Genomic DNA, 24,579 nt, shown 5'->3' with positions numbered 1-24,579 from the left:
CGGGGTTGAGGTCTGGGGGCGCCGAAGGTTTAGCGAAGGCGGCAGGCGGACGATCCAGGACGCCGCAGCGCCGCTGAGGCAAACCGACAGACGGCACGGAGTACTGGATGCCCCTTCGCGGGGCATGACGGGGAGGGCGACGCACGAGCTCCCCCGCGTCGCAGCACTCATAAGTTGCCGAAACGTCCGCGCGCCTGCTTGACAACGGCCCGCCCTCAGCCGAACATACGCCCAACGCGTGGGCATATGCTCAAAAGCGCGAGCTTAGGGAGGTCACCGTGAAACACGTCCTCGGCGCCGTCTGTGGCGCGTCTGTCCTGCTGGCTGTCCCCGCGATGGCCGAAACGACCCTGACGATTGCCACCGTGAACAACGGCGACATGATCCGCATGCAGGGGCTGACGGGTGAATTCACCAAGAAGAACCCCGATATCAGCGTCAAATGGGTGACGCTGGAAGAGAACGTGCTGCGCCAGCGCGTCACAACCGACATCGCCACCAAGGGCGGCCAGTTCGACGTCCTCACCATCGGCACCTACGAGGTGCCGATCTGGGCCAAGAAGGGTTGGCTGGTGCCGCTCGCCAATCTCGGCGCCGACTACGACGTCGCCGACCTCCTGCCCAAGATCAAGGATGCGGTCTCGGTCGACGGCAAGCTCTACGCCGCGCCATTCTACGGCGAGAGCTCGATGGTGATGTACCGCACCGACCTGTTCGACAAGGCCGGCCTCAAGATGCCGGAAAGCCCCACCTGGGATTTCGTCGTCGACGCCGCCAAGAAGCTCACCGACAAGAGCGCCGGCGTCTACGGCATCTGCCTGCGCGGCAAGGCCGGCTGGGGCGAGAACATGGCGTTCCTCTCCGCCATGGCCAATTCCTACGGCGCGCGCTGGTTCGACGAGAAGTGGCAGCCGCAGTTCAACACGCCGGAATGGAAGGCGACGCTCACGACCTATGTCGACCTGATGAAGCAGGCCGGCCCTCCCGGTGCGAGCTCGAACGGCTTCAACGAGAACCTCGCGCTGTTCAATGCCGGCAAGTGCGCAATGTGGATCGATGCCACCGTCGCGGCGTCGTTCGTCACCAACCCGAAGGACTCCAAGGTCGCCGACAAGGTCGGCTTCGCGCTGGCGCCCAACACCGGGCTCGGCAAGAACGCCAACTGGCTGTGGGCCTGGAGCCTCGCAATTCCCGCCGGCTCGAAGAAGGCCGAAGCCGCCGAGAAGTTCATCGCCTGGGCCACCAGCAAGGATTACACCAAGGTCGTGGCTGCGAAGGAGGGCTGGGCGAACGTGCCGCCGGGCACCCGAACCTCGCTCTACCAAAACCCTGATTATCTGAAGGTCGCCCCGTTCGCCAAGCTGACGCTGGCCTCGATCGATGCCGCCGATCCGAACAAGCCGACGGTGAAGCCGGTGCCCTACGTCGGCGTGCAATATGCGGCCATCCCCGAATTCCAGGGCATCGGTACGCAGGTGGGCCAGCAATTCTCGGCCGCGCTTGCGGGATCGATGACGGTCGATGCCGCGCTCACCGCGGCGCAATCTTCAACCGAGCGCGAGATGAAGCGCGCGGGTTACATCAAGTGAGCTCGAGCTCTCCCTCCTGAGCTCAGACTTGCGGCCATCCACCGCTCCAGGTGGATGGCCGCCTTCTTCCCGCAAGCGGAGAAGCCAAGAATGGCAACCCGGCAGACGCAGCTTCTCGCACGGACGCTCCTGACGCCGGCCGTCGGGCTGCTGTTCATCTGGATGATCGTCCCGCTCGCGTTGACGATCTATTTCTCGACGCTGCATTACAGCTTACTCGATCCCGGCTCGGAAGCGTTCGTCGGGCTGGAAAACTTCCGCTACTTCCTCACCGACCCCGCGTTCCTCGCCTCGCTACAGAACACGCTGGTGCTGGTCGGCTCGGTGCTGGCGCTGACCGTCCTGCTCGGAATTCCGCTGGCGCTATTGCTCGACCAGCCGGTGATCGGCCTCAACATCGTGCGGTTGATGGTGATCGCGCCGTTCTTCGTGATGCCGACGGTGAGCGCGCTGGTCTGGAAGAACCTGCTGATGCATCCTGTGTCCGGGCTGTTTGCCTGGATCGCCTCGCTGTTCGGGTTGACGCCGATTGACTGGTTTACCGACGCGCCGCTGCTCGCCGTGATCCTGATCGTGTCCTGGCAATGGCTGCCGTTCGCGACCCTGATTTTGCTCACCGCGATGCAGTCGCTCGACGAGGAGCAGAAGGAAGCCGCTGAAATGGACGGTGCCAGCGCGGTCTCGACCTTCATCTACATCACGCTGCCGCACCTCGCGCGCCCCATCACGGTGGTGATCCTGATCGAGACGATCTTCCTGCTCACCGTCTTTGCCGAGATCTACGTCACCACGGGCGGCGGCCCGGGACTCTCGACCACCAACATCGCCTTCCTGATCTATTCGCAGGCACTGATCCAGTACGATGTCGGTACTGCCTCGGCAGGCGGCCTCGTCGCTGTCGTGATCGCCAACGTTGTTGCCTTGTTCCTCGTCCGTATCGTCGGTCGCAACCTGGAGGCATAAGACATGGCGCGTACGGCGACGAGGCAGCGGGTGGTGGTCTCGACCATCGGGGCGTGGTTCTTCGGCTTCCTGATCTTCTTCCCGATCCTCTGGATGGTATTGGCGAGCTTCAAGACCGAGCTCGAGGCTTTCGCGATCCCGCCGTCCTTCCTGTTCTTCCACTGGACCACGGAAAACTACGCGACGGTGCAGGAGCGCAGCGATTATGTCCTCCACGCGATGAACTCGATCATCATCGCCGGCGGCTCGACCTTGATCGCGCTTTTGATCGCGATCCCCGCGGCCTGGTCGATGGCGTTCTCGCCGACCAAGCGCACCAAGGACATCCTGCTCTGGATGCTCTCGACCAAGATGATGCCGCCGGTCGGCGTGCTGGTGCCGATCTACCTGATCTACAAGTCATTCGGCCTGCTCGATTCCCGCATCGGCCTCGTCTTCATCCTGTGTCTCGGAAACTTGCCGATCGTGATCTGGATGCTGTTCACATATTTCAAGGAGATTCCGCGCGACATCCTGGAAGCCGCGCGCATGGACGGCGCCACCATCGGCCGCGAGCTGATCTACGTGCTGACGCCGATGGCGATCCCGGGGCTCGCATCGACCATGCTGCTGAACCTGATCCTGGCCTGGAACGAGGCGTTCTGGACGCTCAATCTGTCGACCTCGAACGCTGCGCCGCTCACCACGTTCATCGCGTCCTATTCGAGCCCGGAAGGGCTGTTCTGGGCAAAGCTGTCGGCGGCTTCCACGTTGGCGATCGCGCCCATTCTCGTCCTCGGTTGGTTCAGCCAGAAGCAGCTCGTGCGCGGGCTCACCTTTGGCGCGGTAAAGTAGGAAGGGCTGCCGGATCATGGGTCAGATCACACTTCAGGACGTGCAGAAATCCTTCGGCCCCGTGCACATCATCAAGGGCGCGGACCTGGAGATCGCCGATGGGTCGTTCGTGGTGTTCGTGGGGCCGTCGGGCTGCGGCAAGACCACGCTCTTGCGGCTGATCGCGGGGCTCGAGGACGTCTCCGGCGGCAAGATCCTGATCGACGGCAAGAACGTGGTCGACACGCCGCCGGCCAAGCGCGGGCTCTCGATGGTGTTCCAGTCCTATGCGCTCTATCCGCATATGAGCGTGCGCGGCAACATCGGCTTCGGCCTGAAGATGGCGGGGCTGGCCAAGGACGAGATCAACCGTAAGGTCGAGGCCGCCGCCGCAACGCTGAACCTCACGCCCTATCTCGATCGCAAGCCGCGCGAGCTCTCCGGCGGCCAGCGCCAGCGCGTCGCGATCGGGCGTGCCATCGTCCGCGAGCCCAAGGCGTTTTTGTTCGACGAGCCGCTCTCCAACCTCGACGCGGCGCTGCGCGTGCAGATGCGGATCGAGGTGACGCGGCTCCAGAAGCAGCTCGGCACCACCGCGATCTATGTCACCCACGACCAGGTCGAGGCCATGACCATGGCCGACAAGATCGTGGTGCTCAACGGCGGCAAGATCGAGCAATACGGCTCGCCGCTGGAGCTCTACGAGAAGCCGGCCAACCTCTTCGTCGCCGGCTTCATCGGCTCGCCCAAGATGAACTTCGTGACCGGCGAGCACGCCTTGCAGAAGAGCGCAGCAACGATCGGCGTACGGCCTGAGCATCTCAAGATCGAGCGCGACGGTGCCGGCGGCTGGCAGGGAACGATCGCGGTGGCCGAGCACCTCGGCAGCGACACCTTCCTTTATGTCGATGCCGGTCAGCTCGGCATGCTGACGGCGCGCTACATCGGTGAGTTGAGCCTGCACGCCGGCGACCATGTATCGCTGCTGCCGGAGCCCGCGCGCATCCATCGCTTCGACGCAAGCGGCAGCGCCATCCGGGGCTGACAAGAAACGGCAAGAATCGGAAAAAGCAACATGTACCTGGAAAAATTCAAGCTGAACGGCAAGACCGCTTTCATCACCGGCGGCGGGCAAGGCATCGGCTTCGCCTGCGCCGAAGCGCTGGCTGAAGCCGGCGCCAGGGTCGTCATCGGCGATCGCGACAGTAAGGTCGCCGACAGTGCAAAAGCCAGCCTGAAGGCGAAGGGGTATGACGCCGAGACGGCGATCATGGACGTCACCGATACCAAGCGCGTGGCGGAAGTGGCCAACGACGTCGTTGCCCGGCACGGCAAGGTGGACATCCTCGTCAACAACGCCGGCATCGCCCGCAGCGAGACGCCGGCGGAGACCGTGACCGACGAGCACTGGCTCAATGTGATCGACGTCAATCTCAACGGCACCTTCTGGTGCTGCCGCGAGTTCGGCAAGCACATGCTCAAGGCGAAGAGCGGCGCCATCGTCAATGTCGGCTCGATGTCCGGCTTCATCGTCAACAAGCCGCAGGAGCAGTGCTTCTACAATGCGTCCAAGGCCGGCGTGCACCATCTGACGAAATCGCTCGCCGCCGAATGGGGCGCGCGCGGCATCCGCGTCAACGCGGTGGCGCCGACCTATATCGAGACGCCGCTCAACGCCTTCGTGAAGAGCAATCCGAGAATGTACGACGCCTGGATCGGTGGAACCCCGATGGCGCGGATGGGGCAGGTCGAGGAGATCGCCTCCGTGGTGCTCTTTCTCTCGTCCGAGGCCGCGAGCCTGATGACCGGCAGCATCGTGCTGGTGGATGGCGGCTACACTTGCTGGTAGGCTTGCGTCAAAACTGACGAGAGCTTCCGGGGGCGACAATGCCGCGAGCGTATATCGGCGTCGATGTAGGGACCACAAGCACGCGGGCAGGGGTGTTCGACGAGGCGGGCACCTTGCTGGCTATCGCACGGCATCCGATCAGGATATGGCCCGAGGCCGGTGACATCGTCGAACAGTCGTCCCAGGATATCTGGGACGCTTGCACGGCGTCGGTTCGGGCCGTGATGGCGGAAGCTGCAATCGCGCCCGACAGCGTCGGCGGTATCGGTTTCGACGCCACCTGCTCCCTCGTGGTGCTCGACCGGCAAGGCGAGCCGCTCACCATCAGCGCCTCCGGCGACCGGCAGCGCAACGTCATCGTCTGGATGGATCACCGCGCCACGGCCGAGGCGCGGCTGATCAACGAAACCGGTGATGCCGTGCTGCGCTATGTCGGCGGCTCGATCTCGCCCGAGATGGAGATGCCGAAACTGCTGTGGCTGAAGCGGCACATGCGCACGAGCTTCGACGCCGCAGGGCACTTCTTCGATCTGGCGGATTACCTGACCTGGCGCGCCACCGGCTCGTTGCAACGCTCGACCTGCACGGTCACTTGCAAATGGAACTACCTCGCGCATGACGGCGGTGGCTGGAGCGCGCCATTCTTCAAGCGCATCGGCCTGTCGGACTTCGTCAACGAGAAATACGCCCGCATCGGCACCGAGATCGTCGCGCCTGGCACGCGGCTCGGCGCCGGTCTAACCGGTACGGCAGCTGCCGATCTCGGCTTGTCACCGGGCACGCCGGTCGGAGCGTCCCTGATCGATGCCCATGCCGGCGGCATCGGCGCCATCGGCGGCCGCGATGAATCGGAGGGCGCGACAGATGTCTGCGACCGCCTCGCCTACATCATGGGAACGTCGGCCTGCATCATGGCGACGACGAAAGAACCGTGCTTCGTACCGGGCGTGTGGGGTCCTTACTATTCGGGCATGGTACCAAATTTCTGGCTCAACGAGGGCGGGCAGTCGGCTGCGGGCGCTGCGATCGACCATCTTCTCAAGTCGCATCCCGGCCACGCCGAGGCGAGCGTGGCGGCGCGCAGCGAGGGCCTCGACCTCATCGAGTTTCTCGAGCGCCGCATCATCGCGCGCGCAGGCGGCGCCAGCCGCGCCGTGCTGCTGGCCCGCAACGTCCATGTGCTTCCTGAGTTCATCGGCAACCGCTCGCCCTATGCCGACCCTGACACGCGCGCGGTGATCGCGGGCCTCGATCTCGACACCGACATCGCCTCGATGGAACGGCTGTTCGTCGCCGGTCTGTGCGGGCTCGCCTATGGGCTTGCCGAGGTGATCGAGGCCTTTACCGCGCATGGCGTCCATTCCAGCATCATGATCATGGGCGGCGGCGCCAGCCGCAGTCCGCTGGTGCGGCAGATCATGGCGGATACGACTGGCCTCACCGTGGCGCTGCCGCAGACCAGGGAGCCCGTGCTGCTCGGCGCCGCGATGCTCGGCGCAGTCGCCGGCGGCGCCTATGCCTCGATCGGCGAAACCATGGCCAAGATGTCGGCGTTGGGACGGAAGAGCGAGCCCACTACGCCCGACATTGCCGCCTTTCACGCCCGCAAGCGCGAGGTCTACAAGTTGCTGCGCGAGGTCGATCGCGGCAGCCGCGCGGCGATGCGTGGAATGGCCGGAGGTTGAAACGGATGTTGATTTCCTGCGGCGACGCGCTGATCGATTTTGTCCCGACGCGAAATACCGACGGGCGCGAAGCGGTGATGCCGGCGGTCGGCGGCTCCTGCCTCAACGTCGCAATCGGCATGGCGCGGCTCGGCGCGCCGACCGGCTTTGTCGGCGGGATCTCGACGGACATGTTCGGGCGCATGATCGCCGACCACGCCGCTGTATCCAATGTCGAGCTCGGTCTCGCCACAAGCAGCGATCACCAGACCACGCTCGCCTTCGTGCGTATCGTTGCGGGAGAGTCGCATTATGCTTTCTACGACGCCGAGACCGCGACGCGGAATTGGACCTACCGGCGCGGCTCTATTCCCTTCGATACGGTCGAAGTTCTCCATGTCGGCTCGACCACGCTGGTCAATGACCAGGGCGCGAGCGAGACCATGGCCCTGATCGTGGACGCACGAGCGTCCTCGACAATCTCCTTTGATCCGAACTGCCGGCCCAACCTCGTGAAGGACAAGCCGGCTTATCTCGCCCGCATGGCCGAGTTTGCCGGCTGTGCCGATCTCATCAAGATGTCAGACGTCGATTTTACCTATCTGTTCGCCGACGAGCCGTATCACCAGCGTGCGAGCACGCTGCTTGCACGCGGCGCGAGCCTCGTCGTCATCACCCGTGGCGACAACGGTGCGATCGCGTGGCATGCGGGGGCAGGACAGATCGAGGTCGCCGCCCCCAAGGTCGTGGTCGCCGACACCATCGGCGCGGGTGACAGTTTTCAGGCGGCGTTGTTGTTCGCCCTGCACAAGCAGGGACGCCTCGCCCGACAGCAACTGAAGGATATCGGCGCGGACGAGCTTCGCGGTGCACTATCCTTTGCTGCCAATTGCGCCGGTCTCACCTGCACCCGTCCCGGTGCCGATCCGCCGTGGAGTCACGAGATTATCTGGAGCTTGTAGCGTCGCGTCACAGCGGTGCCACGACCTTCTCGGCGCATTTGAGGAAGGTCCGGATCAGCGGGCTGTGAGAATCCCGCCGCCAGCAGACCGCGATGTCGATGGAATCGGTCGCATCCCGCAACGGCCGGAACACGATGCCGCGCGGCGCCCCGAGCTGGGCGCAGGCGGGCAGGATGGCGAGGCCTTCACCGGCGAGAACCAGGTTCATCGCCGAATGCACTGTCTCTACCCGGCTCGCAATCGGCATCACGATCTGATGCCGCCGCAGCAGGGCCGCGACCGCGGAGGAGGAGGGGTCGCGCTCCGGCGGCGGCAACGCGATCAGCGGACGGCCTTGTAGTCGTGTCATTGACACCGCGCTCAGGCGCGCAAGCGGCGAACGGTTTCGCACCGCCAGCACGAACGGCTGCGCGCCGATTCGGGCCACCTGGATCTCGGGATGGTGGATCGCCGGCATGCACAGCGCGACCGTGACGCTACGGTCGAGCAGACGCGGCTCGCGCGTCGTGGCACTGAGCTCGGCGAAATCGAGATCGACGCCGGGAACGGATCGCCGCAACTCGGGGATGAGACGCGGCAGCATCGCGTTCGCCAGTACGAACATGTAGCCGACGGACAGCCGACCACGGCTGCCGGCCGCGACCGCGCGCGCGGCCTCGATGCCGTCGGCCGCCAGCGCCAGCGCCTCGCCGGCGCGCGCCAGCAGCGCCTGGCCCGCTTCGGTCAAATCCATGCCGCGCGTGCCGCGGCGGAACAGCGGCGCGCCGACCTCGGCCTCCAGCTTGCGGATTTGGACCGAGAGCGGCGGCTGCGCCATCCGCAGCCGCTCGGCCGCCTTGCCGACGCTGCGCGCCTCGGCGACGGCAACGAAATAGCGGAGCCGGCGAAGATCCATTGGCATACCGAAATCGTATGGGTTGGTGCTCAAAATCGTATTGGACGGCGAGTTAACAAAACTGTCATCCTGGCTGTCAATGCTATCGGCCAACGGCGGCCCGCTTCGGAGCGATGTGACGATGAACGGCGATCCTTGCCTGCTATCCGCAACCGTGCTGCGCGGTCTCATCGCGACAAAGCAGATCTCGCCCGTCGAGCTCACCCGCGCGGTGCTCGCCCGCGCCGAAGCGCTCCAGCCTGAGCTGAACTGCTTCATCACGATCTGCGGCGACGAGGCGCTTGCCGCCGCGCGCGAAGCCGAGCGCAAGCTGATGGCGGGCGAGCCGCTCGGCCTGCTGCACGGCATCCCCGCAACCGTCAAGGACATCGTCAACACCAGGGGTGTCACGACCAGTTTCGGCGCCATTCCCTACAAGGATAATGTTCCGAACGAGGATGCCGTCGCGGTTGCAAGGCTGCGTGCGGAAGGCGCCATTCTGATCGGCAAGACCACGACGCCCGAATTCGGCAGCAAATGCCTGACCGACTCGCCGCTGTTCGGCCGCACCCGCAATGCGTGGAGCGCCGAGCGCTCGTCGGGCGGCTCCAGTGGCGGCGCGGCGGTGGCGGTGGCGAGCGGCATCGCGCCGCTTGCGATCGCAACCGATGGCGGCGGCTCGACGCGGATTCCCGCCGCTTGCAACGGCGTGGTCGGGCTGAAGCAGAGCAATGGCGTCATCCCGCATAGCCAGGCGCTGGACGTGTTCGGCAACCAGACCTATGTCACGCCGATGACGCGGTCCGTCCCCGACACCGCGCTGATGATGCAGGCGATGGCCGGCGAGGATTCTTGCGATCCCTGGTCGATCGGCGTTCCCGTGCCCGACTTCATCGGCACGGCCGCCCCGCGTGGCGATCTGCGTGGGCAGAAAATCCTGTATTGCCTGTCGCCACCCGGACGCCCGGTATCTGTCGACGTCGAGGCCGGCTTCAAGGCGAGCCTCGATCGACTTGCGGGCCTAGGTGCCGAGCTCGAGGAGTTTTCGGGCGAGGGGTTCGACATCGAGCCGATCTGGCGCGCCATCAATCACACGGTCTGGCGGACGCGCTTTGCAAAATTCGCGGCCGAGCATGGGGACGCGCTGAGCGAGGCCTTCCTCAGGCAGCTTGCGCTCGCCACCGACTTCAGTGGCGTTGCCTATCAGGAGGCGATGTTCGCGCGCACGGCGCTGTTCCGCCGGGTGCAGTCCCTGCTTGCGCATGGGCATCTGCTGGCGATGCCGACCCTCACCCGCACCGCCCTGCCGATCGATCAGGACCTGTTCGGCACCATCGAGATCGACGGCAAGCAGTTTGACAGCGTCCGGCCGCACTGGTTCCCCTGGACCATGCCGTTCAACATGACCGGACACCCCGCGCTCAGTCTGCCCTGCGGCTTCGGCCGCGACGGCCTGCCGATCGGCTTGCAACTCGTCGGCCGCTTCCGCGCTGATGCGGACTTGCTGCGCGTGAGCGCGCTGTTCGAGGCGTCGCATGACCTCCTGTCCCGCTGGCCCGGCTGAGGTGAGGCACATGCCGCAAGGGACTTGTTTGCAAAGCACTTGCCTCCGATGCTCGGACATGTTGATCGTGCTGCGGATGAGCCCTGAATCCGAGCGCGCATGAGCGTATTTGTCCTCCGACGTGTGCTGACCCTGCTGGCGACGCTGGTCGGCGCGTCCGTGATCATTTTCCTGGTGCTGGATGCGCTTCCGGGCAACGCCGCGCAGATGCTGATGGGCGCCGACGCCTCGCCAGATGCGGTCCGCGCGCTCACCGTCAAGCTCGGGCTCGACCAGCCGCTGGCGGTTCGCTATCTGCATTGGATCAAAGGGCTGCTCGTCGGCGATCTCGGCAACTCCTATGTCTACGGCACACCGGTCGCCAGCCTGATCGTGGAGCGGCTGGTGTTGACCATTCCGCTCGCGATGATGTCCATGCTGATCACGGTGACGCTGGCGCTCTCGGCCGGCATCTACACCGCCGCCAACCACAACAAGCTCGGCGACGTCGGCGTGATGTCGCTGACGCAGATCGGCATCGCGCTGCCGAATTTCTGGTTCGCAATCCTGCTGGTGCTACTGTTCTCGGTACGGCTGCAATGGCTCTCCGCGGGCGGCTTTCCCGGTTGGGAGGACGGCGTCTGGCTCGGCATCAAGTCGCTGCTGCTGCCGGCGGTGTCGCTTGCGGTCGTGCAGGCCGCGATCCTCGCACGCGTCACGCGCTCGGCTGTGCTGGAAGTGCTGCGCGAAGACTTCGTCCGCACGGCGCGCGCGAAGGGCCTCGGCAAGCGCGAGGTACTGTGGAGTCATGTGCTGCGCAACGCCATGATCCCTGTGATGACGGTCATGGGCCTGCAATTCGCCAATCTGCTCGCCGGCACCATCGTGATCGAGAACGTGTTCTATCTGCCGGGGCTCGGCCGCCTGATCTTTCAGTCGATCGCCAACCGCGACCTCATCGTGGTGCGCAACTGCGTGATGCTGCTCGCGACCATGGTGGTCATCGTCAATTTCGTGGTCGACGTGCTCTATGCCTTCGTCGATCCCCGCATCAAGGTCCACGATCTGTGAGCGCGCCGTTGACCACCCTCGTCGACGCGCCGGCCGTAGCGCGCCCTCTGCCGGCCCGGACCTTCTGGCGCCGCGCGCTGCGTCATCGCAGCTTCGTGCTCGGCGGCGCGCTGAGCCTGCTGGTTCTCGCCTCGGCGCTGCTGTCGCTGGTGTGGACGCCCTGGTCGCCCTATGAGATCGACATCGCGTCAAAGCTCCGGCCGCCCTCGGCCGCGCACTGGCTCGGCACCGACGTCTTCGGCCGCGACATCGTTTCGCTGCTGCTCGCCGGCGCCCGCTCCACCATCATGGTCGGCATCATCGCGGTCAGCATCGGCCTCACCTTCGGCGTCTGTCTCGGCCTCATCGCGTCGGCCAGGCGCGGCTGGACCGAAGAGATCATCATGCGCTTCTCCGATTTCACCTTCGCCTTTCCGGCCGTGCTCTCGGCGATCATGCTCGCCGCGGTCGTCGGGCCCGGCATGGTGACCTCGATCGTCGCCATCGGCATCTTCCAGATCCCGACGCTGATCCGGCTGACGCGCGGCTCGGCCAACGCGATCTGGGCGCGCGAATTCGTGCTGGCCGCGCGCGCCGCGGGGAAAGGGCGCTTTCGCATCACCATCGAGCACGTGCTGCCCAACATCATGTCGATTCTGATCGTACAGGCGACGATCCAGTTTGCGCTCGCGATCCTTGCCGAAGCCGCCTTGTCGTATCTCGGTCTCGGCACGCAGCCGCCGCAGCCGTCCTGGGGACGGATGCTGAACGACGCGCAGTCGCTGCTGTTCCAGTCGCCGATGCTCGCCGTCTACCCGGGTGCTGCGATTGCAATCGCGGTGCTCGGCCTCAATCTGCTCGGCGACGGACTGCGCGATCTGCTCGACCCTCGACTGGCGCGGGAGCGATGATGATGAGCGAGCGCTCGTCCATGCCGTTGATCGAGGTTGTCAATCTCGGCGTGCGCCTCAACACCAGCCGCGGGCCGGCGCAGGCCGTGCGCGGCGTCAGCTTTGCGCTGAAGCGCGGCGAGACGCTCGGGCTCGTCGGCGAATCCGGCTGCGGCAAGTCGGTCACCGCGTTGTCGCTGATGGGGCTGCTGCCGGATAGCGCGTCCGTCACCGGCAGCATCAAGCTGGATGGCGGCGAACTCGCTGGTTTGTCGGACGCGGAATATTGTCGGCTGCGCGGCAATCGCATCAGCATGATCTTCCAGGAGCCGATGACCGCGCTCAATCCGATGCACACGATCGGCAACCAGGTCGCCGAGCCGCTGCGGCGTCACAGGAAATTTTCGGCATCGCAGGCGCGGCGAGAGGCGATCGCCTTGCTCGACCGCGTCGGGTTGCCTGATCCGGCCAGGCGCGTCGACGCTTATCCGCACCAGTTTTCCGGCGGCCAGCGTCAGCGCGTCACGATCGCGATGGCGCTCGCCTGCGAGCCCGACCTTCTGATCGCGGACGAGCCGACCACGGCGCTCGACGTCACCATCCAGGGCCAGATCCTCGACCTCATCGCCGATCTCGTCGAGGAGCGCGGCATGTCGATGATCCTGATCTCGCACGATCTCGGCGTCATCGCCGAGAACGTGCAGCGCATGATGGTGATGTACGGCGGCACGATCATCGAGAGCGGACCGACCGACGAGGTGTTCCGCCGGATGGGCCATCCCTACACGCAGGGCCTGTTCCGCGCCCGACCGAAACTCGGCGCACGCAAGGGGACGCGGCTGACGACGATATCGGGCACGGTGCCGGAGCTCGCCGATCTGCCTTCCGGTTGCACCTTCGCCGATCGGTGTCCGCTCGTGATCGAGCAGTGCCGGGCTGCGCTTCCAGCAATGGTGGACGTCGGACCGGGCCATTTCGTGCGCTGCATCCGGACGGACGTGTCGATGGCCGAACGCGTCGGAGCGCTGACCGTATGAGCACGGCGCCTCTTCTCGACGTGAAGGATCTCGAGCAGCGCTACACGTTGCCGCGCGAAAGCGTGTTCCGCCCGCCCGGGCAGGTGCGCGCGCTCAACGGTGTCAGCGTGCGGGTCGACGCCGGCAAGAGCCTCGGCATCGTCGGCGAATCCGGCTCCGGGAAGTCGACATTCGCGCGGGTGGTGATGGCGCTGGAGCGGCCGACATCGGGGCAGGTCGCGCTGCTCGGCCGCGACCTCAACCGCATCTCCGCCGACGAGTTGCGCCGCGCCCGCCGCGATTTCCAGATGGTGTTCCAGGATCCCTACGGATCGCTCGACCCGCGCCAGACCATCGCGCGCATCGTCGCCGAACCGCTCACCGTGCTGGAGGGGATTGATCGCACGACGCTACGTGCCCGCGTCTCCGCAGTGCTACGGCAGGTGGGTCTGCGCGATGCCGACATGGAGAAATATCCACACGAGTTCTCCGGCGGCCAGCGCCAGCGCATCGCCATTGCGCGCGCGCTGATCACCCAGCCGAAGCTGATCGTCGCCGACGAGCCGGTCTCCGCGCTCGACGTTTCCGTGCAGGCGCAAGTCTTGAACCTGATGCAGGACCTCCAGGAGCAGTTCGGCCTCAGTTACGTCCTGATCAGCCACGACCTGGCCGTCGTCGACTATCTCTGCGACGAGGTCGCGGTGATGTATCTGGGCCGGATCGTCGAACAGGGCAGGCCTGAGGATTTGTTCGAGCGTTGCGCCCATCCCTATACGCGAGCGCTGCTGGAGGCCGTGCCGCGGGTGCGCGCCGGCGGAGGCCGGCGGCGGCGCGGAGCCCAGGCGATCGCCTCGCAATCGGCGGCCGCGACCGGCTGCCCCTATGTTTCGCGGTGCGCGCTAGCCGACCAGCATTGCCGCGAGGTTCTGCCTGAGCTACGCAAGGTGGGCGAGACGCATCTGGCCGCTTGCCACAAGGCGGAAGCCGTGATGGCGTTGCCGCAATTGCCCGTGGAAGGTTAGCGTCCGCGGCAGGATTGGCGTAGGCTTGAGACAAGACAAGGCCGGGGAGTTACGCATGTTCAGGAAACTATCGATCGTCGCATTCGCCGCCGCACTTGCCGCTGCTCCGTTGCCGGTGCTGGCTCAGAGCAAGAAGGACAGCGTCGTCATGGCGATGGCGCTGGAACCGCCGGGGCTCGATCCCACCAACGCCGCCGCCGCCGCGATCGCCGAGGTCACGCTCTACAACATCTATGAGACCCTGACCAAGATCAACGAGGACGGCACCACCTCGCCCCTGCTGGCGGAGAGCTGGACTGCAGCGCCCGATCTGAAGACCTATACGTTCAAGCTGCGCAAGGGCGTCAAGTTCCACAACGGCGAGCCGTTTGACTCCACAGCCGTGAAGTTCTCGTTCGAGCGCAACGCGGTCCCCACCAGCACCAACAAGGACAAGAGCCTGTTCCAGAGCTTCGAGAAGGTCGATGCGCCCGACGCCGACACGGTCGTGATCAGCCTGAAAAATTCCGAGCCGAACCTGCCGTTCCTGCTGGGGCAGGCGAGCGGCTCGATCGTCGAGCCGAAGAGCGCTGCCACCAATATCACGCAGCCGGTCGGGACCGGGCCCTATCAGCTGGGCGCCTGGGCCAAGGGCTCCTCGATGACCCTGACCAAATGGGCTGACTATCGCAACGCCGCCGCGATCAAGCTCGCGAAGGTGACGATCCGCTTCATCTCCGATCCGTCCGCACAGACGGCGGCGCTGCTGTCGGGCGACGTCGACGCGTTTCCCCGGGTGTCGGCCCAGCGCACCATCGCGCAGTTCAAGGCGGATCCGCGCTTCAACGTTATGGTCGGCGGCTCCAGGGCCAAGACCATCGTCGGTATCAACCATCGCAAAAAGCCGCTCGACGATGTTCGCGTGCGCCGTGCCATCCTCGCCGCGATCGATCGCAAGGCGATGATCGACGGTGCGGTCGACGGTTTCGGCACGCCGATCGGAAGCTTCTACGTGCCGGGCGCGCTCGGCTATGTCGACACGACAGGCATCAACCCCTACGATCCCGAGAAGGCCAAGAAGCTGCTGGCCGAAGCCGGCGTTACCACCCCGCTCGAGCTGTCGTTGAAGCTGCCGCCGCCGTCCTATGCGCGCCAGGGCGGCGAGGTCCTCGCGGCCCAGCTTGCCAAGGTCGGCATCATCGCCAAGATCGAGAACGTCGAATGGGCGCAATGGCTGTCGCAGGTGTTTGCCGGCAATGGTCCGCATAATTTCGACCTCACCATCGTCAGCCATGTCGAGCCGTTCGATCTCGTCAAGATCACCGAGCCGGACTACTATCTCGGCTACAACAACGACGCCTTCAATGCGCTCTACAAGCAGATCGTGTCGACGCCGGATGAAGCCGCCCGTGCCAAGCTTCTCGGCGACGCCCAGCGCATGCTGGCCACCGATGCAGTCTCGGGCTATTTGTACCAGCCGCAGCTGATCACCATCACCAACAAGAAGCTGAAGGGCGTCTGGAAGGACGTACCCCAATACGAGAACGATTTCTCGACATGGGCGTGGGAGTAGGGCGCGCATGTCGATTGCGCGATGTCGGTGACGATCTCTCCCAACGGAAGAGATCGTCACGAGACCGGTCCAAACAAAAAACCTGAAGAACAACCCCATGCACAGTAGCCGAGGGTAGTGATTTCAATGACTTGCGCGCGACGCGATTGATGAGTTGCGCGTCGCGCGATGCCGTTGACGCGTCGGGCAAAACACTGGCATGATGGCATCATCGAAGAAGGCCGCGCCCGCTTGGTTTGATTGGGCCGCTCGATGCTCCCCCGACTTTGAACGTTCGGAACCCTCATGCGTTAGCTCGGCGCAGGATGGCCGCAGGCCGTGCGATCCGGCGCGAGGGTATGCGGAGTTCGGTTCTTGCTCAAACTATACAGGTGGCCATCCGACGACTGGCAGAAGATCGGCGCGGAGATGCCCTCCGAGATCATCTGGGCTGATCTATTGGACGCAACCGCGGAGGAAAAGCAGTTCGTCGAACGATTGCTCGGGATACGCGTTCCGTCCGAGGATTCGCTCAGCGAGATCGAAGCGTCGAGCCGCCTGATCCTCGACAACGGCACGCTCTATCTCAGCTCGCCGGCGGTCCGGCTCAACGAGAACAACGAGGCCGAGATCACGCCGGTGGGATTCGTCATCGGACCGCACGTGCTGGTGACGGTGCGTTTCGCGCAGCTGCCGATCTTCGAGCACATCGGCAAGCGCATCGGTTCCGATGACAGCCTGGAGAACGGCATGTGCGTGTTCACCAGCCTGATCGAGGCCATGGTCGAGCGCGGCGCCGATGTCCTTGAGCATCTCGGCGCGAAGGTCGACAGGCTCTCGCGGGACGTCTTCAAGGGCGGGCTCGTTCGCAGCAAGCGGCCGGTCCGCTCCAGCCGGCGGATGCGCGAGGCGCTGGAAAACATCGGCGAGTTGGCGGATCGGCTCGCCAAGGCGCGCGATGTCCTGCTTGGCGTTGGCCGCATCGCTTCATTCGCCGGCGATGTCGGGGGTGAATGGATCACCGCCGCGTCGAAGAAGCGGCTCGAAGCCGTCTCCAAGGATGTCGCTTCGCTCGGCGATTACGAGACGCGATTGTCGGACAAGATCCAGCTTCTGCTCGATGCCGTGCTCGGCTTCATCAACATCCAGCAGAACGAGCTGTTCAAGATCTTGACGATCGTCTCGGTCGTCGGCGTGCCGCCCACGATTCTGGTCGGCATCTGGGGCATGAATTTCAAGCACATGCCGGAGCTGGACTGGACCTTCGGCTATCCGCTGGCGTGGCTCGCCATCATTGCCAGCGGCGTGCTGCCGCTGATCTGGTTCAAGCGGCGCGGCTGGTTCGAATGAAGCCGCGGCGCACCGTTCGAAATCGATGCGCCGCTTCTTCTGTCAGGCGACTTCGGCGGCGAATTTGCCGATCCAGTCGCGGGCAAGCGTCAAATCGGCCTGCGATAATTGATGGCCCGCCGGCAGGACCTTGTGACCGACCTGCGCGCCCGCTTCGGAAAGCAGTGATGCGAGCCGGGCCGAATTGCTCGCCGGCACGATCGGATCAGCCTGCCCGGACAACAGCAGGATCGGCTTGCCTGCGAGGTTGACCTTGGGCGGATCCGACAGCGGCACCATGGCGCGGAGCAGGATCGCACCAGCAAGCGCGTCCGGCTTCAGCAACAACAGCGCGGCTGCGATGTTGGCGCCGTTGGAGAAGCCGACCGCGACCGGCGCGGCGAGGCCATATCGCTGCCGCGCTTCCGCAACGAAGTCGCCGAGCTCAAGGGCGCGGCGGCGCACGTCGTCCTCGTCGAACACGCCCTCAGTGAGGCGGCGGAAGAAGCGCGGCATGCCGTGTTCGAGCACGCGGCCGCGCGGCGATAGCAGGGCCGAGCCGGGCGAGATCATCTTGCCGAGCCCGAGCAGGTCGTTCTCGTCGCCGCCGGTGCCGTGCAGCAGCAGGAGAGGAGGAGAGCCCGCGTCACGCGCGGGCTCGAAACGATGGATGAATGAACTCTCGGTCACGACACCCTCTCTTCCAGGTTCGGCAACACGCCCTCGATCTGCTTGCGCTGTGCTTCGAGGAAGCTCGGCAGCTTCAGGTCGTGTCCCAGCGTTGCCACGGGCTCGTCGACGGCGAAGCCTGGGATGTCGGTCGCGATCTCGAACAGCACGCCGCCGGGCTCGCGGAAGTAGATCGAGCGGAAGTAGTTGCGGTCGCGCTGTTCGGTCGGGTGCAGGCCGTGATTGCTCACGAGCCTTTGCGCCATCTTGCCCTGCTCGGCGTCATCGGCCGCGCGGAAGGCGATGTGATGCACGGAGCCGCCACCTTGGTGTCCGCGCAGGAAGCCCTTGGCTTCGTAGATGTCGACGACGCTGCCTTCGGCATCGCCCGGTGCCTTGAAGCGGATCACCGAGCCTTCGCGCGCCGTCTCCTTGAAGCCGAACACGTCGGTGAGGACGGCAGCCGTTTTTGCCGCGCTGTCGAGCAGCAAGGTCACGCCATGGAAGCCGCGGATCGCATGCTCGGCCGGCACCTCGCCATTGCTCCAGCCGGGCTCGCTCTCGGCGCCGGGGATACCGACGAGCGCGAGCGCCATGCCATCAGGGTCTGTGAACGGCAGCACGGACTCGCCAAAACGCTTCTCCAGCGCCTCATAAGCGATGCCCTTCTCGACGAAGCGTTGCGTCCAATAGCCGAGCGAGCTTTGCGGCACGCGGAAGGCGGTCTGGTGCGTCTCGCCGACGCCGCGGCGCCCGGCCGGCACGCCGGCCCAAGGAAAGAACGTCAGGATGGTGCCGGGGCGGCCGGTCTCGTCGCCATAATAGAAGTGATAGGTGCCGGGATCGTCGAAATTGACCGTCTTCTTGACGAAGCGCAGACCGAGATCACGGGTGTAAAAGCCGAAATTCCTGATGGGGTCGCCCGCGATCGCGGTCACATGGTGCAGTCCAGACATTGTCGGTCCTCCAAAGCTCGGGGAGCGGTCTTGCTCTGCAGGGAAATATCGTTCCGCTTTGGATTGGAGACAATCCATGCAAATATGACGGCTATGTCTACGATTTGGAAACAATCGCCGGCGCCAGCCCGTGGATAAGGTCGCCAGCCTGCGAGCCTTCGTAAAGGTGGTCGAAAGCGGCAGTTTTGCCGAGGCGGGCCGGCAGTTGCGGCTGTCACGCTCGGCGATCAGCAAATACATCGCCGACCTCGAAGAAAGCCTCGGCGTGCAGCTCCTGAACCGGACCACGCGCCATGCGAGCCCGACCGAGAACGGCCAGCGCTATTTCGAGCGCGCGGTCGTGATCCTGTCGGAGATCGAGGCGGCCGACCAGGCCGTGGCGCAAGCGCAATCGGCGCCGCGCGGCCTGTTGCGCGTCAACGCGCCGATGTCGTTCGGCACCCTGCGGCTCGGGCCGGTGCTTGCCGATTTCATGGCGCGATATCCGGAGCTGCAGCTCCAGCTCGTGCTCAGCGACGACCTGCTCGATCCCGTGCAGGACGGTTTTGACGTGACCTTGCGCATCGCGGAATTGGAATCGTCGAGTTTGATCGCGCGAAAGATCATCCCGGTGGCGCGCATGATCTGCGCTTCGCCCGATTATCTGGCGCGTCACGGCACCCCAAAACATCCGCAGGATCTGCGCGAACATGTCTCGCTGACCTACGGCTTCCTGCTCACTGGCAATCAGTGGAAGCTCACGGGAGCGGGCGGCGACCACTGGATCCAGCCGGCCTGGTCGCTCTGCGTCAACAATGCCGAGGTGCTGCGCGATGTCGCGATCAAGGGCAGGGGGCTCGCGCTGCTCCCGGAGTTCATCGCCGCCGACGCCTTGAGGACAGGCGAGCTGCGGACGGTGCTGGACAAGTATTCTGCGCCGCCGCTTGCGCTCTATGCGGTGTATCCGCCGACCCGACATCTGTCGGTGAAAGTGCGGCTGTTCATTGATTTCCTAGTCGAGCGCTTTGGCCGGGAGGGCGAGGCGTCAACCCGATCAAAATGACCCGCGCGGAAGGGCTGAGCCGAGATATGTCGGCTCCGCGCGGCTCGCTGCTCTATTTTTTGGTATCGAGGAATTGGCGTAACGCCTTCACGGTCACCGCCGGTTGCTCTTCCATCAGCCAATGACCGGCGTCCGGAATGACCAATTCGGTGACGTCAGTCGCGGCGTTTCGCATCACGACGGCCTCTGTCGCACCGAAGGATTTTTCGCCCCCGACAGCCAGCACGGGAATGGTCAACTTGGTCGCGATCGCCTTCTTGTTGTCCTCGGCGTCGGTTCGGATCGACCTGAACTGGGCGAACGCAGCACGCATGGCGCCCGGCCGCGCATAGAGCGCTGCGTAATGACGGCGTGTTGCGTCCGCGATCCTGGAAGGCGTCCCCGCGAAGTCATTCCAGAAGCGGTCGAGGTAGATGCGCTCGCGGCCCTTGACCAGCCGCTCCATGTCCGGGCCTCCGAGATCAAAATGCCAAAGCTGCGGGCTGCGAACCACCTCGTCCCATGGCGGCACCCCAGGCACCGGGGCATCCATCACGATCAGCTTCTCGGCCAGGTCGCGATAACGGGCCGCGTAGGCATAGGCCACCATGGTTCCGATGTCGTGGCCGACGACGACGGCCTTTTCGATGCCGAGCGCTGCGAGAACGGCCCGCATGTCGGCAGCCTGGGTCCATTTGTCGTAGCCATTGTCGGGCTTGCTCGAGAGGCCCATACCGCGAAGATCGGGCACGACAACGGTGTGGTCGCGCGCGATATCAGCGGCGAGCTTGACCCACATGTCGCCGGTATCACCAAAACCGTGGATCAGGATCACGACAGGCCCCTGACCGCCGACGCGAACATGAATCTGCGTGCCGTTGGCCGCGATGGTTTTGGTCTTGAAGCCGGACGGAAACTGTTCGACCTCGGCGCGCGCGGCAGGGGCGAGCAGCATGAGAAGAATGGCGAGACATCTTGCGCGCACCGGCGCCTCCGATCATCTTGTATTTCAGTCCAGTGACCGAACGCTGTTAGGCCGGCCGGAGCAGATCGTCCAGCGCGCTCATCGAGGCCTCTCGAAGCGCGGCGAGTTCGCGGGCGGCTCTCTCGCATTCGGGCCGGGACATCGTGACTGCCGCCAGCTCGACCTCACGGCAGAATTCGAAAAGGCGGACGAGGCCGAGCGCACTCGCGCCGCTGCCGAGCTGGTGCGCGCAGCGCGCGAGCTGCGCGGGATCGTCAGTCGCCGCAGCCTTGGCAATCTCCTCGACCAGCTTTTCGCTCGTCAGTTCCAGCAGGTCGTGGAGTTTTGCGATCTGCGCCGCGCCCAGCAGCTCCTTCTGGTCATCAAGGAAATGCCGGTCGATCAATGCGCCTGCGGCGAGTTGCGGCGCGGCCGGCTGGTTCTGGGCATCGTCCTCGATCGCCTCGCGCAGCGCATTGATCAGGATCGGCTTGCTGACGATCCTGGCAATGCCTGCCCCCGCGAGCCGCTCGCGGGCGCGGCCCGACATGTCCGCGGTTACCGCGATGATGCGCGGCATGGTCGGCAGACCGAGCTTGCGGATCCGCGATGCCGCCTCGACGCCGTCCATGTCGGGCATGTGCAGATCCATCAGGATGATGTCGAACGCCTGATCGCGGGGGAGCGCGACGGCCGACGCGCCGTTCGTGGCGATGGTGGCGCGGTGGCCGAGCCTCTTCAACATCGCTTCACCGACCTCGCAATTGACGGGGTCGTCGTCGACCAGCAGCACGCGAAGCTGCCGCGATGGCGGCTGAACCGCGCCTTGCGCGATGTCGGTGGTGGCGAGGCCAAGCGGTACCTCAAGCATGAAGGAGCTGCCCGTACCCGGCGTGCTCGCCACCGTCAGCTCGCCGCGCATCAGGCGGGTGAGGCGCCGCGCGATCGCCAGTCCAAGGCCGGTGCCGCCGAACCGCCGCGCGATACTGTCGTCAGCCTGGACGAAATCCTCGAAAATCCGCTCGTGCATGTCGGGCGCGATGCCGATGCCGGTATCGCGCACGGTGATGCGCAGCAGGACATGATCGTCATGTCTCTCGGCGGCCGCGCTCAAGCCGATGCCGCCGCGCGGGGTGAACTTGATCGCGTTGCCGATCAGATTGAGCAGGATGCGATTGAGCCGCACCGGATCGCCGTGCACGGAGGTATTGACCGTCGCATCGCAGGCGAGATCGAAAGTCAGGCCCTTGTCAGAGGCCTGCGGACGCATCAGATCGGCGGCCGTCTCGATGAGCTGGTCGAGGCGGAAATCGCGGGTCTCCAGAGTCTCGGCGCTGGCCTCCAGGCGCGCATATTCGAGGATGCCGTCGACCAGCGCGATCAGCGTTTCGCCCGACGCGGCCGCGGTCGTGAGGTGGCGCCGCTGCGCTTCGCCGAGACTGCCGTCGTCGAGCAGTTGCAGCACGCCCATGACGCCGTTCAGCGGCGTGCGCAGCTCGTGGCTGACGACCGCGAGAAAGCGCGATTTGGTCTCGTTGGCCGCGACCGCCGCGCTGCGCGCACGCTCGGCGGCATCGTGCTCGGCAAGGGTCTGGTCGCGGGTCTTTTCCAGTTCGGAGGTGCGCTCGATCACCTTGCGCTCGAGCGTCGCATAGGATTCGCGCAAGTGAGCGGCCATCCGGTTGAATTGATCGCCGAGCGCCTCCAGCTCGTCGCCGGTCTTGATCGCGAGCCGCAGGCTGAGGTCGCCGCTGCCGATCCGCCGCGCGCCCTGCGTCAGGATCTGGATCGGCACGGTCATGCGCCGGCTCAGAAAGAGAGAGACCAGCACCGCACATGCCAGCAGGATGACCAGGAGAAAAGTCGAGCGCCCGATCGACGCATAGATCGGCGCATAGGCCTCGGTGAGCGGCAGCTCGACGAACACCAGCCAGCCCAACGAGGGGACCGTCGCATAGGTCGACAGCACGCGTTGACCGGACAGATCCTCCTTGACCAGGCCGCCGGAGGGCGGCCCGATGCCATCGAGCGCGGCCCGGACGTCGGGATGGCCGGAGAGATCGCTGCGGCGCAGCGCCCGCCACAAATCGGGATGCGCGATCAGGATACCCATGCGATCGACCACATAGGCCTTCCCGGTGTTGCCGACCCTGATTCCGGCGACGAGGTCCCAGATGAAGCGAAGATTGACCTCGGCGACAATCACATCCGGCGCCAGGCCCGTTCCGCGCGTGGCGAGTGTCATGAACGGCTCGGTGTCGCCGAGGAAGTAGACCGGCCCGTAATATGCGCGGCTTTCGTTGGCGCCGCGGAAGGCCTGCGAGGCGGAGAGGTCGGTCTTGCTGCCGATCCTGTCCGCGACACGGCGCGACACGCGCACCTGCTCGCGGCCTTGGGCGTCGAGCTCGGCGATGTCCGCAATCGCAGGCGAGAGGCGCAGGAGGCGGATGGCGTTCAGGCGCTGGTCCTCGTTCGTGGACAGCTCCGGGGGCAGGCGCGAGAGCCATCTGATCTGGTTTTCGATCTGGCCAATGAACTGGCCGATCTGGACGGCGGCGCTTGCTGCCTGCTCGCGCTGGGTCGCCGCCAGGAGTTGCTTCTGCTCGCGATAGGAGAACCAGACGTCGAAGCCGGTGTTGATGGCGAGCGCGGCGAAAGCGAGCGCGACGATCGAGTAGAGGTATTTGCGGAACAGCCGGCCGGGAGGTGGCCGCAAATCTCCCTGGTCGATCGTCTCGTTCACTCGCGGATCTCGTCGGCGCGCGCCAGCAGCGTGAATGGTATCGTCAAATCCAGCGTGCGGGCGACCGTGCGGTTGATCAGGAGTTCGTATTTCCGTGGCGATTGCACCGGCAGATCGCCGGCCTTGGTGCCGCGCAGGATGAGATCGACATAGTCGGCCGAGCGCACTTCGAGCGTCGGCCCGTAGCTCATCAGCCCGCCCGCATCCATGAAATAATAGAACGGGTAAATCGCAGGGACGCGATATTTGGCCGCCGCCGCCACCGCCGCCTGCCGGTGGACCACCAGGAAGCTGTCGACCAGCGCAATCATTGCCGCCTTGGGGGGAGCGGAAAAGGGCCTGACGGCTTCGTCGATCTCCGTTGGCGCGCTGACGGGGGCGGGGATCACGGACACGCCGGCCAGTGCTGCCTCTTGCTCGATGGAATCGAGGAAGAAACGGCCGCCGCGAGGAGTGGTCGCCGGGTTGTACAGGATACCGACGCGCGCAAGATCCGGCACGGCCTCGCGGATGAGCTGAAGCCATTTGCCGCCCATCTCGGCGCTGCTGTTGGTGAAGCCGGTCACGTTGCCGCCGGGATGGGCGAGGCTTTCGACGAAGCCATTGCCGACGGGATCGTTGGCCGTCGCGAATACGATCGGAATGGTTTTGGTGGCTTCCAGGACTGCTGCGGTTTCTATCGTCGAGCCGGTCAGGATCACATCCGGCTTGAGCGCCAGCAATTCCTGAACCGCGGTCTTCAGTCTATCCGGCGCGCCGAAGGTCGAACGGAGCTCAAGGCGGAAATTGACGCCTTCGACCCAGCCTCGCTGCCTCAAGCCCACGATGAGGCCACCCAGGCGGGAGGTCGGGCTGTCGATCATGCTCCTTCTGGTCAGTTCGTCGTCGAGCGGCAATGCCGTCAGCGATCCCACGACCCGTACGCGATCAGATGTTGCGCCGAGCGCCAGCCACCCCGCGGCGGTCGTGCTGGCAAGGCGAATGAACCCGCGGCGATCGACCGCGAGAGCGGAAGGCCGTTCGGTCATGACATTCTTTGCATGGTGGCTAGCCCCAGGCGCATGCTTAGCGCGAACGGCCGGCATCCACAATTGACGAAAAAATGCGTTTGTGACTGCTCATTCGCAGCGT

21 protein-coding genes are annotated in these 24,579 nt (G+C 65.1%); 15 read left to right on the top strand and 6 right to left on the bottom strand.

Going from position 1 to position 24,579, the window contains the following annotated elements; translation table 11 throughout:
* The first annotated feature begins 278 nt into the window (after nt 1-278).
* From IVB54_RS25575 to IVB54_RS25545, 7 genes are all read left to right on the top strand, one after another.
* Nucleotides 279-1,589 (top strand): sugar ABC transporter substrate-binding protein, encoded by a 1,311-nt coding sequence (locus tag IVB54_RS25575; RefSeq protein ID WP_026233623.1) that lies wholly within the window; start codon nt 279-281, stop codon nt 1,587-1,589.
* A gap of 90 nt (nt 1,590-1,679) precedes the next feature.
* Nucleotides 1,680-2,552: a sugar ABC transporter permease gene (locus tag IVB54_RS25570; protein WP_247776492.1), complete on the top strand. Its 873-nt coding sequence runs from the start codon at nt 1,680-1,682 to the stop codon at nt 2,550-2,552.
* A gap of 3 nt (nt 2,553-2,555) precedes the next feature.
* Nucleotides 2,556-3,386 (top strand): carbohydrate ABC transporter permease, encoded by an 831-nt coding sequence (locus IVB54_RS25565; protein WP_026233625.1) that lies wholly within the window; start codon nt 2,556-2,558, stop codon nt 3,384-3,386.
* A 16-nt stretch (nt 3,387-3,402) separates the two neighbouring features.
* Nucleotides 3,403-4,410: an ABC transporter ATP-binding protein gene (locus IVB54_RS25560; RefSeq protein ID WP_018458633.1), complete on the top strand. Its 1,008-nt coding sequence runs from the start codon at nt 3,403-3,405 to the stop codon at nt 4,408-4,410.
* Nucleotides 4,411-4,440: 30 nt separating this feature from the next.
* Nucleotides 4,441-5,214: an SDR family oxidoreductase gene (locus IVB54_RS25555; protein ID WP_018458634.1), complete on the top strand. Its 774-nt coding sequence runs from the start codon at nt 4,441-4,443 to the stop codon at nt 5,212-5,214.
* Between the two features lie 38 nt (nt 5,215-5,252).
* Nucleotides 5,253-6,899 (top strand): FGGY-family carbohydrate kinase, encoded by a 1,647-nt coding sequence (locus IVB54_RS25550; protein WP_026233626.1) that lies wholly within the window; start codon nt 5,253-5,255, stop codon nt 6,897-6,899.
* Nucleotides 6,900-6,904: 5 nt separating this feature from the next.
* Nucleotides 6,905-7,840, top strand: a complete 936-nt coding sequence (locus IVB54_RS25545) for a carbohydrate kinase (protein ID WP_018458636.1) — start codon at nt 6,905-6,907, stop codon at nt 7,838-7,840.
* A 7-nt stretch (nt 7,841-7,847) separates the two neighbouring features.
* On the opposite strand, the gene IVB54_RS25540 is transcribed toward IVB54_RS25545, so the two are convergent.
* Nucleotides 7,848-8,735, bottom strand: a complete 888-nt coding sequence (locus IVB54_RS25540; protein ID WP_018458637.1) for a LysR substrate-binding domain-containing protein — start codon at nt 8,733-8,735, stop codon at nt 7,848-7,850.
* Nucleotides 8,736-8,856: 121 nt separating this feature from the next.
* Here IVB54_RS25540 and IVB54_RS25535 point away from each other — a divergent pair, with 121 nt between their 5' ends.
* The 7 genes from IVB54_RS25535 to IVB54_RS25505 all read left to right on the top strand — a co-directional run bounded on the left by IVB54_RS25535 (nt 8,857) and on the right by IVB54_RS25505 (nt 17,116).
* Nucleotides 8,857-10,278: an amidase gene (locus tag IVB54_RS25535; protein ID WP_026233627.1), complete on the top strand. Its 1,422-nt coding sequence runs from the start codon at nt 8,857-8,859 to the stop codon at nt 10,276-10,278.
* Nucleotides 10,279-10,377: 99 nt separating this feature from the next.
* Nucleotides 10,378-11,328 (top strand): ABC transporter permease, encoded by a 951-nt coding sequence (locus IVB54_RS25530; protein WP_026233628.1) that lies wholly within the window; start codon nt 10,378-10,380, stop codon nt 11,326-11,328.
* Nucleotides 11,325-12,218 carry an ABC transporter permease gene (locus IVB54_RS25525; protein WP_018458640.1) on the top strand — a complete coding sequence of 298 codons (894 nt, stop codon included), beginning with the start codon at nt 11,325-11,327 and terminating at the stop codon, nt 12,216-12,218. Before IVB54_RS25530 ends, IVB54_RS25525 begins: the two co-directional genes overlap by 4 nt.
* Nucleotides 12,219-12,220: 2 nt before the next feature.
* Nucleotides 12,221-13,234, top strand: a complete 1,014-nt coding sequence (locus IVB54_RS25520) for an ABC transporter ATP-binding protein (RefSeq protein WP_026233629.1) — start codon at nt 12,221-12,223, stop codon at nt 13,232-13,234.
* A complete protein-coding gene (locus tag IVB54_RS25515) occupies nt 13,231-14,235 on the top strand; it encodes an oligopeptide/dipeptide ABC transporter ATP-binding protein (protein ID WP_018458642.1) in 1,005 nt (334 codons plus the stop codon). The genes IVB54_RS25520 and IVB54_RS25515 overlap by 4 nt, the downstream gene beginning before the upstream one ends.
* Nucleotides 14,236-14,290: 55 nt before the next feature.
* Entirely contained in the window at nt 14,291-15,787 is a 1,497-nt protein-coding gene (locus IVB54_RS25510) for an ABC transporter substrate-binding protein (RefSeq protein WP_247776491.1), read from the top strand.
* A gap of 354 nt (nt 15,788-16,141) precedes the next feature.
* Nucleotides 16,142-17,116, top strand: a complete 975-nt coding sequence (locus tag IVB54_RS25505) for a magnesium transporter CorA family protein (RefSeq protein ID WP_247776490.1) — start codon at nt 16,142-16,144, stop codon at nt 17,114-17,116.
* 42 nt (nt 17,117-17,158) lie between these two features.
* Here the strand turns inward: IVB54_RS25505 and IVB54_RS25500 are convergent, their stop codons facing one another.
* The gene (locus IVB54_RS25500; RefSeq protein WP_018458645.1) at nt 17,159-17,785 is read right to left on the bottom strand and encodes an alpha/beta hydrolase; all 627 of its coding nucleotides are present in this window, start codon (nt 17,783-17,785) and stop codon (nt 17,159-17,161) included.
* Nucleotides 17,782-18,720 carry a ring-cleaving dioxygenase gene (locus IVB54_RS25495; protein WP_018458646.1) on the bottom strand — a complete coding sequence of 313 codons (939 nt, stop codon included), beginning with the start codon at nt 18,718-18,720 and terminating at the stop codon, nt 17,782-17,784. The genes IVB54_RS25500 and IVB54_RS25495 overlap by 4 nt, the downstream gene beginning before the upstream one ends.
* Nucleotides 18,721-18,850: 130 nt before the next feature.
* On the opposite strand from IVB54_RS25495, the gene IVB54_RS25490 reads away from it, so the two are divergent.
* Nucleotides 18,851-19,762: a LysR family transcriptional regulator gene (locus tag IVB54_RS25490; protein ID WP_018458647.1), complete on the top strand. Its 912-nt coding sequence runs from the start codon at nt 18,851-18,853 to the stop codon at nt 19,760-19,762.
* Between the two features lie 52 nt (nt 19,763-19,814).
* Here the strand turns inward: IVB54_RS25490 and IVB54_RS25485 are convergent, their stop codons facing one another.
* The 3 genes from IVB54_RS25485 to IVB54_RS25475 are packed head-to-tail and all read right to left on the bottom strand — an operon-like array spanning nt 19,815 to nt 24,476.
* Nucleotides 19,815-20,726, bottom strand: a complete 912-nt coding sequence (locus tag IVB54_RS25485; RefSeq protein ID WP_245288510.1) for an alpha/beta hydrolase — start codon at nt 20,724-20,726, stop codon at nt 19,815-19,817.
* A 46-nt stretch (nt 20,727-20,772) separates the two neighbouring features.
* Nucleotides 20,773-23,448 (bottom strand): hybrid sensor histidine kinase/response regulator, encoded by a 2,676-nt coding sequence (locus IVB54_RS25480; protein WP_018458649.1) that lies wholly within the window; start codon nt 23,446-23,448, stop codon nt 20,773-20,775.
* The gene (locus IVB54_RS25475; RefSeq protein WP_018458650.1) at nt 23,445-24,476 is read right to left on the bottom strand and encodes an ABC transporter substrate-binding protein; all 1,032 of its coding nucleotides are present in this window, start codon (nt 24,474-24,476) and stop codon (nt 23,445-23,447) included. The genes IVB54_RS25480 and IVB54_RS25475 overlap by 4 nt, the downstream gene beginning before the upstream one ends.
* Nucleotides 24,477-24,579: the final 103 nt, after the last annotated feature.

It is taken from the genome of Bradyrhizobium sp. CW1, assembly GCF_023100665.1.
GTDB classification, from domain to species: Bacteria; Pseudomonadota; Alphaproteobacteria; order Rhizobiales; family Xanthobacteraceae; genus Bradyrhizobium; species Bradyrhizobium canariense_D.
This window is presented reverse-complemented; position numbering and strand designations above follow the sequence as displayed.

Bases quoted from the DNA above. Each gene is read 5' to 3' on its own strand.
- IVB54_RS25515 (WP_018458642.1), top strand. From the start codon at position 13,231: ATGAGCACGGCGCCTCTTCTCGACGTGAAGGATCTCGAGCAGCGCTAC.
- IVB54_RS25535 (WP_026233627.1), top strand. From the start codon at position 8,857: ATGAACGGCGATCCTTGCCTGCTATCCGCAACCGTGCTGCGCGGTCTC.
- IVB54_RS25475 (WP_018458650.1), bottom strand. From the start codon at position 24,476: ATGACCGAACGGCCTTCCGCTCTCGCGGTCGATCGCCGCGGGTTCATT.
- IVB54_RS25570 (WP_247776492.1), top strand. From the start codon at position 1,680: ATGGCAACCCGGCAGACGCAGCTTCTCGCACGGACGCTCCTGACGCCG.
- IVB54_RS25565 (WP_026233625.1), top strand. From the start codon at position 2,556: ATGGCGCGTACGGCGACGAGGCAGCGGGTGGTGGTCTCGACCATCGGG.
- IVB54_RS25550 (WP_026233626.1), top strand. From the start codon at position 5,253: ATGCCGCGAGCGTATATCGGCGTCGATGTAGGGACCACAAGCACGCGG.
- IVB54_RS25555 (WP_018458634.1), top strand. From the start codon at position 4,441: ATGTACCTGGAAAAATTCAAGCTGAACGGCAAGACCGCTTTCATCACC.
- IVB54_RS25540 (WP_018458637.1), bottom strand. From the start codon at position 8,735: ATGGATCTTCGCCGGCTCCGCTATTTCGTTGCCGTCGCCGAGGCGCGC.
- IVB54_RS25495 (WP_018458646.1), bottom strand. From the start codon at position 18,720: ATGTCTGGACTGCACCATGTGACCGCGATCGCGGGCGACCCCATCAGG.
- IVB54_RS25545 (WP_018458636.1), top strand. From the start codon at position 6,905: ATGTTGATTTCCTGCGGCGACGCGCTGATCGATTTTGTCCCGACGCGA.
- IVB54_RS25510 (WP_247776491.1), top strand. From the start codon at position 14,291: ATGTTCAGGAAACTATCGATCGTCGCATTCGCCGCCGCACTTGCCGCT.
- IVB54_RS25560 (WP_018458633.1), top strand. From the start codon at position 3,403: ATGGGTCAGATCACACTTCAGGACGTGCAGAAATCCTTCGGCCCCGTG.
- IVB54_RS25530 (WP_026233628.1), top strand. From the start codon at position 10,378: ATGAGCGTATTTGTCCTCCGACGTGTGCTGACCCTGCTGGCGACGCTG.
- IVB54_RS25520 (WP_026233629.1), top strand. From the start codon at position 12,221: ATGAGCGAGCGCTCGTCCATGCCGTTGATCGAGGTTGTCAATCTCGGC.